This is a genomic window from Streptomyces torulosus (assembly GCF_001419765.1).
Taxonomy (GTDB): Bacteria; Actinomycetota; Actinomycetes; order Streptomycetales; family Streptomycetaceae; genus Streptomyces; species Streptomyces torulosus.
On sequence record NZ_LIRK01000517.1, the window covers coordinates 1 to 18,898 of the forward strand.

An 18,898-nucleotide genomic window follows, 5' to 3' on the forward strand; every position below is an offset into this window, starting at 1 on the left:
GCCGTACTTCTGGTCCGACCAGTACGGCGTGAAGATCCAGTTCGCCGGTCATGCGGCCGGCGCCGACAGCGTGACCATCGAGCAGGGCGCCGCCGACGACCGCGACGTCCTCGCCGTCTACCGGCGCGCCGGACACCCGGTCGCCGTGCTCGGGATGAACCAGCCCCGGCTGTTCACCCGCTGGCGCAAGCAGCTCGCCGCCACACCTTGACACCGCAGCCGCACCACCCCAAGCTGCGGTTCCTCATGGCGCGCAGCGTTGCTCCACACACAACGCCGTCCGGAGTCGCTCTTCCCGGCGCGTGACAGTCCGATCCACGACGTTTCCCGAGGAGTGCACCGTGACCTCGACCAGCCTGCCGGACAGCCTGATCGCCACCCTCCCCGGCTCCTCCTACACGGATCCGCAGATCTTCGCCCAGGAGCAGGAGCGCATATTCGAGACCATGTGGTTCTGCGTCGCGCGCGCCTCCGAACTGGCGAAGCCCGGCGCGTTCCGCACCGTCGACGTGGGCCGCGAGAGCATCCTCGTCACCCGCGCCCGGGACAACTCGATCCGCGCCTACTTCAACGTCTGCCGGCACCGTGGCGCCAAGCTCTGCACGGAGGAGACCGGCGAGGTCAAGCGGGCCTTCCAGTGCCCGTACCACGCCTGGACGTACGACCTGAACGGCAAGCTCGTCGCGGCACCCAACCTCACCAAGATGCCCGACGTCGGCCGCACCGAGTACGGCCTGGTGAGCGTGGCCGTGCGCGAATGGCTCGGCTACGTCTGGGTGTGCCTGGCGGAGAACCCGCCCTCCTTCGAGGAGGACGTGATGGGCGCGGTCGTCGAGCGGCTCGGCGACGTCGCCGCCATCGAGCGCTACGACGTCGACAACCTCTCCGTCGGCAAGCGGATCGTCTACGACGTCAAGGCCAACTGGAAGCTCATCATCGAGAATTTCATGGAGTGCTACCACTGCGCCACGATCCACCCGGAACTCACCGAGGTGCTCCCCGAGTTCGCGGACGGCTACGCGGCCCAGTACTACGTAGGCCACGGCGCGGAGTTCGGCGAGGAGGTGCAGGGCTTCACCGTCGACGGCTCCGAGGGGCTGGACCGCATCCCCGGCGTCTCGGACGACCAGGACCGCCGCTACTACGCGATCACCGTCAAGCCGCAGGTCTTCATCAACCTCGTCCCCGACCATGTGATCTTCCACCGGATGTACCCGGTGGCCGTCGACCGCACGATCGTCGAGTGCGACTGGCTCTACCTCCCGCACGTCGTGGAGAGCGGCAAGGACGTCAGCCGGTCCGTGGAACTCTTCGACCGGGTCAACCGGCAGGACTTCGAGGCGTGCGAACGCACACAGCCGGGCATGAGCTCCCGGATGTACGCCAAGGGCGGCGTCCTGGTGCCCAGCGAGCACCACATCGGCGCCTTCCACGACTGGGTCGGCGAACGTCTCGGCGGCCGGTCCTAGCCAGCCGGAGGTCAGCCCAGGTAACCCATCCGGTGGCTGATCTCCTCGGCGCCCTTGATCAGCACCGGGGCCAGCTCCCGCATCCGCTCCTCGGTGAACCGGTACGAGGGTCCCGAGGCGGTGACCGCCGCGATGACCTGTCCCTCCCGGTCGAGGACCGGGGCGGCCATGGCGTGCAGGCCGATCTCCAACTCCTCCTGGGTCCAGGCGTAGCCGGCCTCCCGCACCTCCGCCAGATGCCTCTCCAGCCTGGTCTTCGAGGTGATGGTGTGCGGCGTGACCTTCTTCAGGCCCGCCTCGGCCAGCAGCGCGGCGCGCTCCTGGGCGGGCAGGTACGCCAGCAGCACCTTGCCGCTCGACGTGGCGTGCAGCGGGGTCAGCTGGCCGACCCAGTTGTGCGCGGTCACCGCCCCGGGGCCGCGCACCTGGTAGAGGTTGATCGCGTAGTGCTCCTGGAGCACCGCGATGTTGACGGTCTCGCCGATCTCCTCCGCGAGCCGCTCGCAGACCGGGCGGCCCTGCTGGGTGATGTCGATACGGGCCGTGACCGCGCCGGCCAGGCGTACGATGCCGAAGCCGAGCCGGTACTTGCCGCGCTCGCCCGACTGCTCCACCAGGCCGCGAGCCTCCAGGGCGCCGAGCAGACGGAACGCGGTGGACTTGTGAACATCGATCTCGGCGGCCACCTCACTGACGCCCGCCTCCCCACGCTGGGCCAGGATCTCCAGGACGCTGATGGCGCGGTCGACCGACTGCACTCCACCGGACTGTGAATTCGAGGTTTCGGTGTCTTGCCTGTGGTTGCTCACAACGAAACTATACGCGCAGTAAACAACACGATTGCAAGTAACCGGCGCGAAACTCATCTGGGCAAGTTGCGTTGCTCGCAACCTGGTGCGTATTGCGATACCGGTCTAGCATGCCTCGCGTACCGATGGCGCGAGCGAGACGAGGCACCATGGCTCCCCTGCACTACGACTTCGTCATCGTCGGCGGCGGTTCGGCCGGCAGCGCACTGGCGAACAGACTCTCCGCGGACCCGGCCAACCGCGTGCTGGTCCTGGAGGCCGGCCGGTCCGACTACCCGTGGGACGTCTTCATCCACATGCCCGCGGCGCTGACCTATCCGATCGGCAGCCGGTTCTACGACTGGAAGTACGAGTCCGAACCCGAGCCCCACATGGGCGGCCGACGCGTCTACCACGCGCGCGGCAAGGTGCTCGGCGGCTCCAGCAGCATCAACGGCATGATCTTCCAGCGCGGCAACCCCATGGACTACGAGCGCTGGGCGGCCGACCCGGGCATGGAGAGCTGGGACTACGCGCACTGCCTGCCGTACTTCCGGCGCATGGAGAACTGTCTCGCCGCCGACCCCGACGACGAGTTCCGCGGCCACGACGGCCCTCTCGTCCTCGAACGCGGCCCCGCCACCAACCCGCTGTTCACCGCCTTCCTCAAGGCCACCGAGGAAGCGGGCCACGCCCCCACGGACGACGTCAACGGCTTCCGGCAGGAGGGCTTCGCCAAGTTCGACCGCAACGTCCACCGCGGCCGCCGGCTCTCCGCCTCCAAGGCCTACCTCAAGCCCGCCCGGAAGCGCCCCAACCTCACGGTCACCACCCGCGCCCTCGTCACCCGCGTCCTCTTCGAGGGCAAGAAGGCCGTCGGCGTCGAGTACCAGCGCGGCAAGGGCGCCCCGAAGCAGGTCCGCGCCAAGGAAGTCATCCTGTGCGGCGGCGCCATCAACTCCCCGCAGCTGCTCCAGCTCTCCGGCGTCGGCAACACCGAGGAACTGAGCGCCCTCGGCATCGACGTCGTCCACGACCTCCCCGGCGTCGGCGAGAACATGCAGGACCACCTGGAGGTCTACATCCAGTACGCCTGCAAACAGCCCGTCTCCATGCAGCCGTACCTGGCGAAGTGGCGCGCCCCCTTCATCGGGCTCCAGTGGCTGTTCCGCAAGGGGCCCGCCGCCACCAACCACTTCGAGGCCGGCGGCTTCTGCCGCAGCAACGACGACGTCGACTACCCCAACCTCATGTTCCACTTCCTGCCGATCGCGGTCCGCTACGACGGCTCCGTACCGGCCGGCGGCCACGGCTACCAGGTGCACGTCGGACCCATGTACTCCGACGCCATCGGCTCCGTGAAGATCAAGAGCAAGGACCCGCGCGAACACCCCGCGCTGCGCTTCAACTACCTCTCCACCGAGCAGGACCGCCGCGAATGGGTCGAGGCGGTCCGCGTGGCCCGCAACCTCCTCAACCAGCCCGCGCTCGCCCCCTACAACGGCGGGGAGATCTCGCCCGGGCCGTCCGTCGAGAGCGACGAGGAGATCCTCGCCTGGGTCGCCAAGGACGGCGAGACGGCCCTGCACCCGTCCTGCACCTGCAAGATGGGCACCGACGAGATGTCCGTCGTCGACCCCACCAGCATGCGGGTGCACGGCGTCGAGGGCCTGCGCGTCGTGGACGCCTCCGTCATGCCGTACGTCACCAACGGCAACATCTACGCGCCCGTGATGATGATCGCGGAGAAGGCCGCCGATCTGATCCTCGGCAAGGAGCCGCTGCCCGCGTCCACGGCCGCCTACTACCGTCACCGCGACGCCCAGAAGTCGGCGGGGTAGAGGTTGACCGCCCCGGGACTCAGCGCGCTGCTGAGCCGCGTCCGCTACGAGGTGCTGCCCGCGAGGGCGACGGAGGAGAAGGTTCTCGCCCATGTGCCGCGCGACGTCGTCGTCACCGTGACGGCGTCCCCCGTCAAGGGCCTGAAGCCGACCCTCGACCTCACCGCGCGGCTCGCCGCCCACGGCTACCGTGTCGTCCCGCACGTGCCCGCGCGGCTGCTGCGGGACGACGCGCACCTGAAGGAGACCGTCGACCGGCTCCGCGAGTGGGGCGTCGACGACGTGTTCGTGCCGGCCGGCGACGCCGATCCGCCGGCCGGGACGTACGACGGGGCGCTGCCGGTGCTGCGCCGCCTCAGCGAGCTGGGGCGGCCCTTCGCCGAGGTCGGCGTCACCGGCTACCCCGAGAGCCATCCGCTGATCCACGACGACATCACCGTCCAGGCCATGTGGGACAAGCGCGAGCACGCCACGTACGTCGTGAGCAACCTGTGCTTCGACCCGCGGGTGCTCGGACGGTGGATCGCCCGGGTGCGCACCAGGGGAGTCGCGCTGCCCGTGTACGTGGGCGTCGCCGGCCCCGTGCAGCGGGCGAAGCTGCTGGCCATGGCGACGAAGATCGGGGTGGGGGAGTCGACGCGGTTCCTCGCCAGGCACCCCCTGTGGTTCCTGCGCTTCGCCGCGCCCGGCGGCTACTCGCCGGAGGCCCTGCTGACCCGGTCCGAGGGGGCCCTCACCGCGCCCTCGGCGGGGGTGGCGGGGCTGCACCTGTTCACGTTCAACCAGATCGCCGAGACGGAGGCCTGGCGCCGCGCCCTGCTGGACCGCCTCGGCGGCTGACGGACACCCCGGCGGGCCGTGAACACGGGCATCCTTGCGCGGCTGTAGACGCGGGCACCCCCGCCGACCGTATACGACAAGGGGCGGGGCCGGAGATCCAGCCCCGCCCGCCGCCGTGCCCGCTCTCAGCGGAAGACCACCGTGCGGTTGCCGTCCACCATCACCCGGCTCTCGCTGTGCCACTTCACCGCGTGCGCGAGGACCTGCGCCTCCACGTCACGGCCGACGGTGACGAGGTCCTTGGGGGCGAGGGAGTGGTCGACGCGGACCACGTCCTGCTCGATGATCTGGCCCTCGTCCAGGTCGGGGGTCACATAGTGGGCCGTCGCGCCGACCAGCTTGACCCCGCGGTCGTAGGCCTGGTCGTAGGGCCGGGCGCCCTTGAAGCTGGGCAGGAAGGAGTGGTGGATGTTGATCGCGCGGCCCTCCAGCTGCTTGCACAGGTCGTCGGAGAGGATCTGCATGTAGCGGGCCAGCACCACCAGGTCGACGTCGAGGTCGCGCACCAGCTCCAGCAGCCGGGCCTCCGCCTCGGCCTTGGTGTCCCGCGTGACCGGGACATGGTGGAAGGGGATGCCGTAGGTCTCCGCGAGCCCCTCGAAGTCCCGGTGGTTGGAGACGATCGCCGGGATCTCGATGTTGAGGGCGCCGGAGCGGCTGCGGAAGAGCAGGTCGTTCAGGCAGTGGCCGAACCGGGACACCATGATGAGCGTCCGGGTCGGGGTGGACGCCTCGCTGAGGGTCCAGGAGATGCGGTACGCCTCGGCGACCGGACCGAACCGGTAACGCAGCGTCTTCAGCTCCGCGTCCGGGTCGGAGACATCGAAGTGGACCCTCATGAAGAAGCGGCCCTGGAGCCGGTCGTCGAACTGCTGGCTCTCCAGGATGTTCCCGGAGTTCCTCACGAGGAAGCCGCTCACCGCGTGGACCAGCCCCGCGCTGTCGGGACACGAGAGGGTGAGGACGTACTCACGGCCAGGGTGCGGTCGAGGGGACATGACAGCCTCCGTCGGTGCGTATTGCACAACAAGGTGAGCGATACGCAACATGGTCGGCTTGACACCGCTCCCGGTCAAGGGTGGACGCGCAAGTGTCCGCATGGCTGAATCGTCATCCGCAACCTCTTGACGTAGGTCTTGGCGCCCGACAGGGTGTTCCACCACAAGCAATTGGATGCATGATGCGCAACGCATTTCAGCTGAAGGGCTTGGCGAGTGGCAGACCTGTATGTGGCGGGGACGTGGCGGGATCCGGTGGCCGGAGGGCGACGGGAGATCCGCTGCCCCGCTGACGGCTCGCTCGCCGCGACCGTCTCGGAAGGCACCCGACCCGACACCGAGGCCGCGATCGCGGCGGCCCGTGCCGCCTTCGACGAGGGACCGTGGCCGCACACCCCCGAGCGGGAGCGCGGCGCACTGCTGCTGCGCACCGCCGACATCATCGAGCGCGACGCGAAGGAATTCGCCCGCGCCGAGTCGCTGGACACCGGAAAGCGGCTGGTGGAGAGCGAGTACGACATCGCCGATGTCGTCTCCTGCTTCCGCTACTACGGCGGTCTCGGCGGCACCGACGCCGGCCGGGTGATCGACACCGGACGCGACGACGCCGTCAGCCGCGTGGTGTACGAGCCGATAGGCGTCTGCGGACTCATCACCCCCTGGAACTACCCCCTCCTGCAAGCCAGTTGGAAGGTGGCTCCGGCCCTCCTCGCCGGCAACACCGTCGTCCTGAAGCCCAGCGAGTTGACCCCCTCCACCTCGATCCTGCTGATGCGGGCGCTGGCGGAGGCCGGGCTCCCGGCCGGGGCCGCCAATCTCGTCCTCGGCACCGGCCCCGAGGTGGGCGCCCCGCTCTCCGAGGACCCGAGGGTCGACATGGTCTCCTTCACCGGGGGACTGGACACCGGCAGACGGATCATGGCCACCGCCGCGGCGACCGTGAAGAAGGTGGCCCTCGAACTCGGCGGCAAGAACCCCAACGTGATCTTCGCCGACGCCGACTTCGAGACGGCGGTGGACTTCGCGCTCACGGCCGTCTTCCTGCACTCGGGGCAGGTCTGCTCGGCCGGCGCCCGGCTGATCGTCGAGGACTCCCTGCACGACCTCCTCGTCGACGAGATCGTCCGCCGCGCCCGGCTCATCCGGCTCGGCGGGCCCTTCGACGACGAGGCCGAGACCGGCGCGCTGATCTCCGCCCAGCACCGGGAGAAGGTCGAGGCGTACGTCGCGACCGGCCTCGCCGAGGGCGCCGTGCTGCGCTGCGGCGGCGAACGCCCCACAGACCCGGCGCTCGCGAACGGCTGGTTCTACCCGCCGACCGTGCTCGACGAGTGCCGCCAGGACATGCGCGTGGTGCACGAGGAGTCCTTCGGGCCCGTGCTCACCGTGGAGCGGTTCACCGACGAGGACGACGCCGTACGCATCGCCAACGACACCGAGTACGGACTCGCCGGAGCCGTCTGGACGCAGGACGCGGGCAAGGCCCAGCGGGTCGCCCGCAGGCTGCGCCACGGCACGGTGTGGATCAACGACTACCACCCCTATGTGCCGCAAGCGGAATGGGGTGGCTTCGGGCACTCGGGCGTGGGCCGGGAGCTGGGACCGACCGGCCTGAACGAGTACCGAGAGCCCAAGCACATCTGGCAGAACATCCAACCCCGGCCGCAGCACTGGTTCCGCGGCTGAACGCCGAAAAGAGGTCGATCGTGACCCCAACGCAGACCGAGGTACCGCAGCGGCGCGGCACACCTCAGGACTCGGACGGTACGCCGGTCATATCCGTGCGCCGGCTGTGGAAGGTGTTCGGGCCGAAGGCAGACCGGGTGCCGGAGTCGGAGGAGCTGTGCGGCCTCACCCGCCGTGAGCTCATGGACCGCACAGGATGCACCGCTGCCGTGCGCGACGTGAACTTCGACGTCCGCCAGGGCGAGGTCTTCGTCGTCATGGGCCTGTCCGGCTCCGGCAAGTCCACCCTGGTGCGATGTCTCACCCGCCTGATCGAACCCACCTCCGGGGAGATCGTCTTCGAGGGCGAGGACATCCGCGAGGCGGACGACAGACGCCTGCGGGACCTCAGGCGGCGCAAGTTCTCCATGGTCTTCCAGCACTTCGGGCTGCTGCCGCACCGCCGGGTCGTCGACAACGTGGCGTTCGGCCTGGAGATCCGCGGCATGAGCAAGGCGGAGCGGACCAGGCGGGCCCTGGAGGTCGTCGAACTCGTCGGCCTCTCCGGGTACGAGAACTCCTACCCCGACCAGCTCTCCGGCGGTATGCAGCAGCGTGTCGGCCTCGCCCGGGCGCTCGCCGGCGACCCCGACGTCCTCTTCTTCGACGAGCCGTTCTCGGCGCTCGACCCGCTGATCCGCCGCGACATGCAGAACGAGGTCATCCGGCTGCACCACGAGGTCGGCAAGACGATGGTCTTCATCACCCACGACCTCTCCGAGGCGCTCAAACTCGGCGACCGCATCCTCATCATGCGGGACGGCAAGATGGTCCAGTGCGGCACCGGCGACGAGCTGGTGGGCGCCCCCGCCGACGACTACGTCCGCGAGTTCGTCAAGGACGTCCCGCGCGGCGACGTGCTCACCCTGCGGTGGATCATGCGGCCGCTCGCCGACGGTGACGCCCTGGACGGCCCCGAGCTGGGCCCGGACGTCGTGGTCCGCGAGGCGACCCGTGCGGTGCTGGCGGCCGACAAGCCGGTCAAGGTCGTCGAGAACGGCGAACTGCTCGGCATCGTCGGCGACGAGGAGATCCTCGCGGTGGTCGCCGGGCAGGAAGGCGGCATGTGATGACCGTCGCCGTGGAGAAGCCGGAACAACCGCAGAAGCCCGAACCCCCGCTGAAGACCGATGCCGTCCCCCCGGCCGCCGCGTCCGGCGCCCGCACACGGAAGGTCGGACGCGGCACCGTCGTCGCGGCGATCGTCGTCGTCTGGCTGGTGCTCTTCGCCCTGCTGCGCGGCAGGCAGACCCTCACCCTCGCCGCGGCGGACCTGACGGATCTGCACCGCTGGATCAACGACCTCAACGACTCCATCGGCGCCAACCGCAACTCCAACCCGCTCTTCCTCTACTTCTTCAATGAGATCCGGCTGGTCATCGACACCCTGGTGACCTTCGTCCAGGAGCTGATCTCCCAGCCCTCCGCCGGCCGTCCCCTCCCACAGATCGGCTGGCTCGGCGTCGTCGGCATCGTCGGCTACGTCTCCTGGGCCGTGGGCAACTGGCGGGTGGCGCTGCTGGCCGTGGCCGGCTTCACCTTCTTCGGGCTCCAGGGCCTGTGGCAGGAGAGCATGGACACCCTGGCCCTCACCGTCTCCGCGGTCGTCGTGGCGCTGCTGTTCGCCATCCCGCTCGGCGTGTGGGCGGGGCTCTCCGACCGGTTCAACCGGATCGTGACGCCCTTCCTGGACTTCATGCAGACGATGCCGACCTTCGTCTACCTGGCCCCGCTGACCCTGTTCTTCCTCATCGGCGGCGCCTCGGCCACCATCGCCACCGTCATCTACGCGGCGCCGCCCGCCATCCGGATCACCGCGCACGCCATCCGGTCCGTCCCCGAGACCACCGTCGAGGCGGCCGACTCGCTCGGCGCGACCCGGCGGCAGGCGCTGCTGAAGGTGCTGCTGCCGATGTCCAAGCGGACCGTGGTGATGGGCGTCAACCAGTCGATCATGGCCGCCCTGGCCATGGTGACGATCGCCGCCCTGATCGACGCGCCCGGTCTCGGCAAGACCGTGATGAAGGCCCTGGAGTCGCTGGACGTGGGCACGGCCTTCAACGCGGGCCTCGCCATCGTCGTCCTGGCGATCGTCCTCGACCGGGTGACCACCGCGGCGAGCGCGCGTCAGGAGACGTCCCGGCACGCGAGCGGCCGGTTCGCGACCTGGCGGCGGCCGCTGCTGGCCGCGGGCGGTGTGGTCGCGGCCGTCCTTGTGTACATGTCGCACACCTATGTGTGGGCGGCGGAGTTCCCCGGCGAGGGCGGGGCTGGCAGTTCCATCGCGAAGACGGCCGACACCACCACGACCTGGGTTCAGGACAGCCTCTCCGGACTCACCAACGCCTTCCGGGACGCCATCACCAACGGTCTGCTCAATCCGTTCCAGTCGCTGCTCACCGACTCGCCGTGGTGGCTCGTCGCCGCCGTGCTGATCGCGCTCGGCGTGGTGCTCGGCGGATGGCGGGCCGGTGCCGTCGCCGCCGTCTGCGTGGGGCTGCTGGTCGGGACGGGCCTGTGGTCGGACGCGATGACGACGCTGGCCTCCACCCTCGTGGCGACCGTGCTGGTCATGGTGCTCGGCATGGCCTTCGGGGTGTGGATGGGGCGCAGCCTCCTCGTGGACCGGGTGCTGCGGCCGACCCTCGACGCGGCGCAGGTCATGCCGCCGTTCGTCTACCTCGTGCCGTTCCTCGCGCTGTTCGGGGCGACCCGCTTCACGGCCATCGTCGCCGCGATCGTCTACGCTGCACCCGTCGCCATCAAGATCATCGCGGATGGGGTGCGGGCCGTGCCGGAGGCCACCGTGGAGGCGGCCACCTCCGCCGGGTGCAACACCTGGCAGATCATCACCAAGGTTCAACTGCCGATGTCACGCAGTGCCCTGACGCTCGCGACCAACCAGGGCCTGATCTACGTGCTGTCGATGGTTGTTGTGGGCGGCCTGGTAGGAGCGGGCGCCCTCGGCCACGACGTCGTGGCCGGATTCTCCCAGGGGCAGCTGTACGGGAAGGGCCTGGCGGCCGGGTTCGCCATCGTCCTCCTCGGAGTCATGTTCGACCGGATCACTCAGGCCGCGGCGCGACGCGTGAGCGCGTAAGGAGCACTGACCATGGCAACACAAGTACGACAGTGGAGAGCCGGCGTGGCCGGAGCGGCCGTCCTCGGTCTCGCCCTGACCGCCTGCGGCGGCGCGAAGGTCGGTGAGGAGTCGGCGGGCTCGGGCGGTTCGGGCGACGCCGGGAAGTGCGGCACCTTCAATCTCGCCGTGAACCCGTGGGTGGGCTACGAGGCCAACGCGGCGGTCGTCGCGTACGTCGCGGAGCACGACCTCGGCTGCAAGGTCACCAAGAAGGACCTGAAGGAGGAGATCGCCTGGCAGGGCTTCGGGACGGGTGAGGTCGACGCCGTCATCGAGAACTGGGGCCACGACGATCTGAAGAAGAAGTACATCACCGACCAGAAGACGGCCGTCGAGGCCGGCGCCACCGGGAACAAGGGGCTGATCGGCTGGTACGTGCCGCCGTGGCTCGCCAAGGAGCACCCCGACATCACCGACTGGAAGAACCTGAACAAGTACGCCGACAAGTTCAGGACCTCCGAATCCGGCGGCAAGGGCCAGCTCCTCGACGGCGACCCGTCGTTCGTCACCAACGACGAGGCCCTGGTGAAGAACCTGAAGCTGGACTTCAAGGTGGTGTACGCGGGCAGCGAGACCGCGCTCATCCAGTCCTTCCGCAAGGCGGAGAAGGACAAGGAGTGGGTGATCGGCTACTTCTACGAGCCGCAGTGGTTCATGGCCGAGGTGCCGCTGGTCAAGGTGAAGCTGCCGGAGTACAAGACCGGCTGTGACGCCGACGCGGAGAAGGTCGCCTGCGACTACCCCGTCTACGAACTGGACAAGATCGTCAGCACGAAGTTCGCCAAGTCGGACAGCCCGGCGTACAACCTGGTCAAGAACTTCACCTGGACGAACGAGGACCAGAACACCGTGGCGAAGTACATCGCCGTGGACAAGATGGCGCCGGAGGCGGCGGCCAAGAAGTGGGTCGAGGCCAACCGCGGCAAGGTCGACGCCTGGATCAACTGACTTGCACCTCGAGCTGAAGCCCGGGGAACCAGGCCTTCCTGGACTGGTGGCCGTGCCGCTGCTACGCGGCACGGTTTCCGGTCGGGAATCCGTGGCTTCCTGTTCCTTCGCGCTGTGCCGGGATCGCTCCTGGTCCTACCGGCGCTCGGCAGGCCGATGCCGCCAGTCCGGCGGCCGTCTTCACGTTGATCGCTGCGTTGGTGTCCCGGTCGTGGACGGTGCCGCAGGCGGTACAGGTCCATTCTCGGACGTTCAGGGGTTTGGGCCCGTCCACGGCGCCGCAGGTGGAGCAGGTCTGGGAGGTCGGGGTGAACCGGCCGATCGTGACCAGGGTGCGGCCGTACCGTTGTGCTTTGTACTCCAGCATGGTGATGAACGATGACCATCCGGCGTCGTGCACGGACTTGGCCGGCTTCGTGCGGGCCAGTCCCGCCACCGACAGGTCCTCCACGGCGATCCCTTGGTTCTCGGAGATCAGCTTCGTGGAGAGCTGATGGTGGAACTCACGGCGCGCGTCGGCGACCTTCGCATGGGCGCGGGCGACCTTCAGGCGGGCCTTGGCCCGGTTCTTTGATCCCTTCTGCTTGCGGGACAGCTCGCGCTGGGCCTTCTTCAGCTTCTTCTCTGCGCGCCGCGAAAAGCGCGGGGAGTCGATCTTCGTGCCGTCGGACAGGACCGCGAAGTGGGTGAGGCCGAGATCGATGCCGATGGTGCGGTCGGTCTCCAGCATCCGTGTCGCGTCGGCAGCGGGGTCGGTGTCGATGACGAAGGAGGCGAAGAACCTTCCGGCCGCGTCCTTGATGACGGTGACGGAGGTGGGGGCGGTAGGCAGGGCGCGGGACCATTTCACCTTCACCGCGCCGATCTTCGGCAGGTTCAGACGGCCGCTGCCGGTGATGTTCCAGCGGGCGTTGGCGGTGAACCGGATCGACTGCCTCGCGTCCTTACGGGATTTGAAGCGTGGGGCACCCGGCTTGGGGCCCTTGCGGGTGCCCTTGAGGGAGGCGAAGAAGTTACGGTAAGCGGTCTCGGCGTCCCGCAGGGACTGCTGGAGCACCACTGCGGAGACCTCGCCCAGCCAGGATCGCTCGGTTGTCCGCTTCGCCTCGGTGATCAGCTTCCGGGACAGCTGACCGGCCGTCGGGAACGGCTGCCCGGCCCGGCGGGCGTCGTCACGGGCGCGGACCGCGTCGTTGAACACGACACGGGCGCACCCGAACGCCTTCGCCAACGCCCTGCTGACCGGTGTCCGGGTACAGGCGGAAGCTGTACCTGAGCTGCCTGACGATCACATTAGGGGGGTCGCACACGCGTCACCAGAGAGAACGTGCGAACGAATCATCACCCTGACTCTCCCACCGCCCCCACCCACCGCAGCGTCCGGCTCCGCCGGAACAATGCGGCGACGCTCCGCGTCGCCACTGTCAGATTCGCTTCACCACCGGCCTGGAGGACTCTGCTGAGGAAGGGGTGATTGGGACAGGGTTGGGCTGTTGGCTCCCGTGGTTGCTGTGATCGTGGGTGGGAGGGCCGAGAGGGAGGTCGCTGGAGCCATGGGCTGATCAGTGGGGTGCCGGAGCTGACGGACCGGGTGGTGCGGGAAGCGTTCCCGAAAGGGACGCTCGCGGTGCGGATCCGGGAGGCGTCGGGCCCGCTGTTTGAGGACGAGGCGTCCGCCGGCGTGTTCGCCGTCGGGGGCGTCCGGCTGTCTCGCCGGGGGCGTTGGCGCTGGTGTGTCTGCTCGGCTTGGAGCTGGATGATCCCGGGTTCGATGCTTCCGTGCCGCGACCGAGCGGCGTATGGAACTGCTCGGCCCGGCCTCGCGCGACAGCAGCCGCCGGTCCCGAGAGGGTCAGGGCTTCTCCCCCGCCGGTTTCACGATCGACTGGGATGGTGAGAGCGCCGTCTTCCCGGGCGGATACCGAAGTTTCGAGTGGTGGGAACAGAAGCGCCACCGCAACGGCACTCGGTGATCAAGGTGTTCTTCTCCGCCGGGCACTGCCGCCCCTGCCCGCAGCAGACGTCGTGCACCAGGCCCCCGTCCGGCCGCCGTGGCAGGGGCATCACCTTCCTGCCACGAGACCGGCACGAGGCCCTCGAAGCCGTCCGCTGGGTCCAGGAGACAGACGAGTGGAAGAACCGATACGCGACCGGGCCGGCGTCGAAGGCGCGATCTCCCAGGCCGTGCGCGTCACCGGTATCCGCCGCACTCGCTACCGCAACCTGCCCGCGACCCGTCTCAGCCACGTCTTCGCCGCCACCGTACTCAACCTCATCCGCATCGCCCGATGGCTGACCGGCACCCCACTCAGCGGCACCCGCACCTCCCACCGCAGACCTCTGATGCTCGCGGTCTGGCCGCCCGAATCACCTCTTCCTCAGCAGAGTCCTGAAGGCCGGAGCACTGCGAACGGATCCCGGTAGCGAGGTCGGAAGGCCGGTCGGACGAGCCCGGCGGGCGGCGTGCACAGGGGTGCGCCGCCCGCCGGGCTTCGCCGTTCCCGGGGCCTTTCCGAAGGCCGTTTTCCGACGTCACGGACCCCTTGACACCCCCTCCTCGCGACAGGCACATTGAGTTGCGCAACCTGAACCATGTTGCGCAGACAGCAACTGAACCGGCTGGACTCGTTTTCAATCGGAGGTGCGGCGATGGCGGGACCCCGAGTGGTCATCATCGGAGCGGGCGTCGTTGGCGCGGCACTCGCGGACGAGATCTCCGCGCGCGGCTGGACCGAAGTGACCGTGGTCGACCAGGGGCCGCTCCCCGCCACCGGGGGCTCCACGTCACACGCCCCGGGCCTGGTCTTCCAGACGAACTCCTCCAAGACCATGACGGAGCTGGCCCGCTACACCGTCGAGAAGTTCTGCTCCCTCGACGTCGACGGCAAGCCCTGCTTCCTCCAGGTCGGCGGCCTCGAAGTGGCCACCACCCCCGAACGCCTGACCGAACTGCACCGCCGTCACGGCTGGGTCACCGCCTGGGGCATCGAGGCCCGGCTGCTGACCGCCGAGGAGTGCGTCGAGCAGCACCCCCTCGTCGACCCCGACCGGGTCCTCGGCGGCCTCCTCGTCCCGACGGACGGCCTCGCCAAGGCCGTCCTCGCCGTCGAGGCGCAGATCCGCCGGGCCACCGAGCGCGGCGTACGCTTCCTCGCCCGCCACGAGGTCCTGGACATCCTCCGGACCGACGGCGCGGTGACGGGCGTCCGCACCGACCAGGGCGACCTGGAGGCCGACATCGTGGTGTGCTGCGCCGGCATCTGGGGCCCGCGCATCGCCCGCATGGCCGGCATGAACCTCCCGCTCACCCCGCTCGCCCACCAGCTCGCCTGGACCGGCCCGATCCCCGCGCTCGCCGGCCAGACCGAGGAGGCGGTCCGCCCGATCCTGCGGCACCAGGACGCCGACCTGTACTACCGCGACCGGTTCGACGGCATCGGCATCGGCTCCTACGGCCACCGCCCGATGCCGATCTCCGCCGACGACATCCGCTCCTTCGACGACGCGCAGCCGATGCCCTCGGTCCTGAAGTTCACCGAGGACGACTTCGCCGACGCCTGGACCGAGACCCAGTCACTGCTCCCGGCGACACGGGAGGCGAAGGTCGAGGAGGGCATCAACGGCCTGTTCTCCTTCACCACCGACAACTTCCCGCTCCTCGGCGAGTCCCCCGACGTCAAGGGGTTCTGGGTCGCCGAGGCCGTGTGGGTCACCCACTCCGCGGGCGTCGGCCGGGCCATGGCCGAGTGGCTCGTCGACGGCCACTGCTCGTCGTTCGACCTGCACGAGTGCGACGTCAACCGCTTCGAGCCGCACCAGCTCACCCCCGAGTACGTCCTGGCCCGCGACTGCCGGAACTTCGTCGAGGTCTACGACATCCTCCACCCCCTCCAGCCCTCCGGAGAGCCCCGCCCGATCCGCAGGAGCCCCTTCCACGCACGCCAGGAGGAGCACGGCGCGTTCTTCCTGGAGGCGAACGGCTGGGAGCGCCCGCAGTGGTACGAGGCGAACGCCTCCCTCGTCGAGGGCCGCAGCATCCCCACCCCGAACGACTGGGCCGCGCGGTTCTGGTCGCCGATTGTCGGCGCGGAGGCGCAGGTCACCCGTGAGACGGTCGCGATGTACGACATGACGGCCCTCAAGCGCCTGGAGGTCACCGGCCCCGGCGCCGCCGACTTCCTGGAGCGGTTGACCACCAGCAAGGTCGCCAAGTCCGTCGGTTCGGTGACCTACACCCTGCTCCTCGACCACGACGGCGGTATCCGCAGCGACATCACCGTGGCCCGCCTGGGCCGCGACCTCTTCCAGGTCGGCGCCAACGGCAACCTCGACCTCGACTGGTTCGGCCGGCACCTCCCCGCCGACGGCACGGTCCAGGTCCGCGACATCACCCCCGGCACCTGCTGCGTCGGCCTGTGGGGCCCGCTGGCCCGCAAGGTCCTTGAGGCGCTGACGGACGAGGACTTCTCGGGCGACGGCCTGAAGTACTTCCGCGCCAAGCGGGCCCACATCGGCTCCGTGCCCGTGACCGCCATGCGCCTGTCGTACGTCGGCGAACTCGGCTGGGAGCTGTACACCACCGCCGACCTCGGCCAGAAGCTGTGGGACACCCTCTGGGCGGCGGCCCGGCCGCTCGGCGGCATCATCGCCGGCCGCGGGGCCTTCAACAGCCTGCGCCTGGAGAAGGGCTACCGCTCCTTCGGCACCGACATGACGTACGAGCACGACCCCTACGAGGCCGGTGTCGGCTTCGCCGTCAAGCTCGACAAGGGCGACTTCATCGGGAAGTCCGCGCTGGAGCGCCGCAAGGAGGACGTGCGGCGCAGGCTGACCTGCCTCACCATCGACGACCCCCGCTCGGTCGTCATGGGCAAGGAGCCCGTGTACGACGGCGACCGCGCCGTCGGGTACGTCACCAGCGCCGCGTACGGCTACACCATCGGCAAGGGCATCGCCTACGCCTGGCTGCCGACGGAGGTGGCGGTGCCCGGGACGACCGTGCACATCGGGTACTTCGACCAGCGTGTGGAGGCTGTCGTGGCCGAGGAGCCGCTGTTCGACCCGTCGATGTCCCGTCTGCGTGGGTGAGGGGCCACCGTGACCGCACAGACACTTGACGGGAAGGCGACCGCCGGCACCATTCGCCGCGAACTCGCCGAACGCGTGGCCAAGCTGACCGCCGGCGGCGGTCGCCCGCCGGGGCTCGGCACGGTCCTCGTCGGGGACGACCCCGGCAGCCGCGCCTACGTCGCCGGCAAGCACCGGGACTGCGCGCAGGTGGGGATCGCCTCCATCCGACGGGAACTGCCCGCCGACGCCACCCAGCGGCAGGTCGAGGACGTCATCGACGAACTCAACGCCGACCCCGCCTGCACCGGCTACATCGTCCAGCTGCCGCTGCCCCGCCACCTGGACGCGGGCGCCGTCCTGGAACGCATGGACCCGGCCAAGGACGCCGACGGACTCCACCCCGTGAACCTCGGCCGGCTCACCCTCGGCGAGCCGGCACCGCTGCCCTGCACTCCGCGCGGCATCGTCGAACTGCTCCGCCGGTACGACGTCCCGATCGCCGGCGCCCGGGTCTGCGTCGTCGGACGCGGCATCACCGTCGGACGCCCCCTCGGCCTGCTCCTCACCCGCCGGTCGGAGAACGCCACCGTCACCCTCTGCCACACCGGCACGAAGGGCCTGGCCTGGCATGTGCGCGAGGCGGAGATCGTCGTCGCCGCGGCCGGCTCGCCCGGACTGATCACCAAGGACATGCTGCGCCCCGGCGCGGCCGTCCTGGACGTCGGTATCACCCGTACCGACCACGGGCTGGTCGGCGATGTGCACCCGGACGCCGCCGAGGTGGCCGGCCGGCTCGCGCCGATGCCCGGCGGCGTCGGCCCCATGACACGGGCGATGCTCCTCGCCAATGTGGTCGAGGCCGCCGAGAGGAACGCGAACCCCGTATGAACCTGTCCCTTCCCGTGGACGGAGCCGTCCGATGAGCCCCCGTACCCCCGGCGCCGAACTCCCCGAGCACCCCGACTGGCTGTGGCGCACACCGGAACCGAAGCGGTCGTACGACGTGATCGTCGTCGGCGGCGGCGGACACGGCCTCGCCACCGCCCACTACCTCGCGAAGAACCACGGCATCACCAACGTCGCCGTGCTGGAGAAGGGCTGGCTCGCGGGCGGCAACATGGCCCGCAACACCACGATCATCCGCTCCAACTACCTGTGGGACGAGAGCGCCGGCATCTACGAGCACGCCCTCAAGCTCTGGGAAGGGCTGGCGGACGAACTCGACTACCCGATCCTCTTCTCCCAGCGCGGGGTGCTGAACCTCGCGCACAGCCTCCAGGACGTCCGAGACAGCGTGCGACGCGTGGAGGCCAACCGCCTCAACGGCGTCGACGCCGAGTGGCTGGACGCGGACGGGGTGAAGGACGTCTGCCCGATCGTCAACACCTCTCCCGACGTGCGCTATCCGGTCCTCGGCGGCACCTACCAGCCCCGCGCCGGCATCGCCAAGCACGACCACGTGGCGTGGGGCCTGGCCCGCTCCGCGGACGCGGCCGGCATCGACATCATCCAGAACTGCGAGGTCACCGGCCTGGACGTGGTGGGCGGCCGGGTGGTCGGCGTGCGGACCACGCTCGGCCCGATCGCCGCGGGGAAGGTCGCCCTCTGCTCGGCCGGCCACACCTCGGTCCTGGCGGCCATGGCGGGCATCGAACTGCCCCTCCAGAGCCACCCCTTGCAGGCACTCGTCTCCGAGCTGCTGGAACCGGTCCACCCGACGGTAGTGATGTCCAACGCGGTCCATGTGTACGTCAGCCAGGCCCACAAGGGCGAGCTGGTGATGGGCGCGGGCATCGACTCCTACAACGCGTACACGCAGCGCGGCGCCTTCCACATCATCGAGGAACAGATGTCGGCGGCCCTGGAACTCTTCCCGGTCTTCGCCCGCGCCCACGTCCTGCGCACCTGGGGCGGCATCGTCGACGTCAGCCCCGACGCCTCGCCGATCATCGGCCTCACCCCGGTCGACAACCTCTACCTCAACTGCGGCTGGGGCACGGGCGGCTTCAAGGCCACCCCCGGTGTCGGCTGGGTCTACGCCCACACCATCGCCCATGACACCCCCCACCCCCTCAAC

At 69.5% G+C, this 18,898-nt stretch carries 13 protein-coding genes and 2 pseudogenes; 12 read left to right on the plus strand and 3 right to left on the minus strand.

Translation table 11 applies throughout. From position 1 onward, the window contains the following. Positions 1-211 (plus strand): oxidoreductase C-terminal domain-containing protein (locus AOK23_RS31705; protein WP_276205774.1); only part of this gene is annotated, 211 nt, incomplete at its 5' end. Positions 212-341: 130 nt separating this feature from the next. Beyond that, positions 342-1,469: an aromatic ring-hydroxylating oxygenase subunit alpha gene (locus AOK23_RS31710; protein WP_055716007.1), complete on the plus strand. Its 1,128-nt coding sequence runs from the start codon at positions 342-344 to the stop codon at positions 1,467-1,469. An 11-nt stretch (positions 1,470-1,480) separates the two neighbouring features. Here AOK23_RS31710 and AOK23_RS31715 read toward each other — a convergent pair whose 3' ends face one another. Beyond that, complete coding sequence (locus tag AOK23_RS31715; RefSeq protein ID WP_055716008.1) at positions 1,481-2,227, minus strand: IclR family transcriptional regulator; 747 nt, start codon at positions 2,225-2,227, stop codon at positions 1,481-1,483. A gap of 200 nt (positions 2,228-2,427) precedes the next feature. Between AOK23_RS31715 and betA the strand changes: the two genes are divergently transcribed. Then, complete coding sequence (gene betA / locus AOK23_RS31720) at positions 2,428-4,098, plus strand: choline dehydrogenase (RefSeq protein WP_055716009.1); 1,671 nt, start codon at positions 2,428-2,430, stop codon at positions 4,096-4,098. Between the two features lie 3 nt (positions 4,099-4,101). Beyond that, the gene (locus AOK23_RS31725) at positions 4,102-4,938 is read left to right on the plus strand and encodes a methylenetetrahydrofolate reductase (RefSeq protein ID WP_055716010.1); all 837 of its coding nucleotides are present in this window, start codon (positions 4,102-4,104) and stop codon (positions 4,936-4,938) included. Positions 4,939-5,063: 125 nt separating this feature from the next. Here the strand turns inward: AOK23_RS31725 and purU are convergent, their stop codons facing one another. After that, entirely contained in the window at positions 5,064-5,936 is an 873-nt protein-coding gene (purU, locus tag AOK23_RS31730) for a formyltetrahydrofolate deformylase (RefSeq protein WP_055716011.1), read from the minus strand. A gap of 216 nt (positions 5,937-6,152) precedes the next feature. Between purU and AOK23_RS31735 the strand changes: the two genes are divergently transcribed. From AOK23_RS31735 to AOK23_RS31750, 4 genes are read left to right on the plus strand one after another with little or no spacing between them, the layout of a single operon-like run. Then, complete coding sequence (locus tag AOK23_RS31735; RefSeq protein WP_055716012.1) at positions 6,153-7,622, plus strand: aldehyde dehydrogenase family protein; 1,470 nt, start codon at positions 6,153-6,155, stop codon at positions 7,620-7,622. A 20-nt stretch (positions 7,623-7,642) separates the two neighbouring features. Continuing rightward, positions 7,643-8,731: a quaternary amine ABC transporter ATP-binding protein gene (locus AOK23_RS31740; protein WP_055716013.1), complete on the plus strand. Its 1,089-nt coding sequence runs from the start codon at positions 7,643-7,645 to the stop codon at positions 8,729-8,731. Then, positions 8,731-10,761, plus strand: a complete 2,031-nt coding sequence (locus AOK23_RS31745; RefSeq protein WP_055716014.1) for an ABC transporter permease — start codon at positions 8,731-8,733, stop codon at positions 10,759-10,761. Before AOK23_RS31740 ends, AOK23_RS31745 begins: the two co-directional genes overlap by 1 nt. 12 nt (positions 10,762-10,773) lie before the next feature. Then, entirely contained in the window at positions 10,774-11,751 is a 978-nt protein-coding gene (locus tag AOK23_RS31750) for an ABC transporter substrate-binding protein (RefSeq protein WP_055716015.1), read from the plus strand. 61 nt (positions 11,752-11,812) lie between these two features. Here the strand turns inward: AOK23_RS31750 and AOK23_RS31755 are convergent. Continuing rightward, positions 11,813-13,043: pseudogene (locus AOK23_RS31755) on the minus strand (RNA-guided endonuclease InsQ/TnpB family protein). Positions 13,044-13,729: 686 nt separating this feature from the next. On the opposite strand from AOK23_RS31755, the pseudogene AOK23_RS50555 reads away from it, so the two are divergent. The 4 genes and pseudogenes from AOK23_RS50555 to AOK23_RS31775 all read left to right on the plus strand — a co-directional run. Further along, a pseudogene (locus tag AOK23_RS50555) lies at positions 13,730-14,175 on the plus strand (transposase). Between the two features lie 225 nt (positions 14,176-14,400). After that, positions 14,401-16,839 carry a GcvT family protein gene (locus AOK23_RS31765; protein WP_055716017.1) on the plus strand — a complete coding sequence of 813 codons (2,439 nt, stop codon included), beginning with the start codon at positions 14,401-14,403 and terminating at the stop codon, positions 16,837-16,839. Positions 16,840-16,848: 9 nt separating this feature from the next. Continuing rightward, positions 16,849-17,709, plus strand: coding sequence for a bifunctional methylenetetrahydrofolate dehydrogenase/methenyltetrahydrofolate cyclohydrolase (locus tag AOK23_RS31770; RefSeq protein ID WP_055716018.1), 861 nt, complete (start codon positions 16,849-16,851; stop codon positions 17,707-17,709). Positions 17,710-17,740: 31 nt separating this feature from the next. Beyond that, a partial coding sequence (locus tag AOK23_RS31775) for a sarcosine oxidase subunit beta family protein (RefSeq protein ID WP_055716019.1) occupies positions 17,741-18,898 on the plus strand: 1,158 nt, incomplete at its 3' end.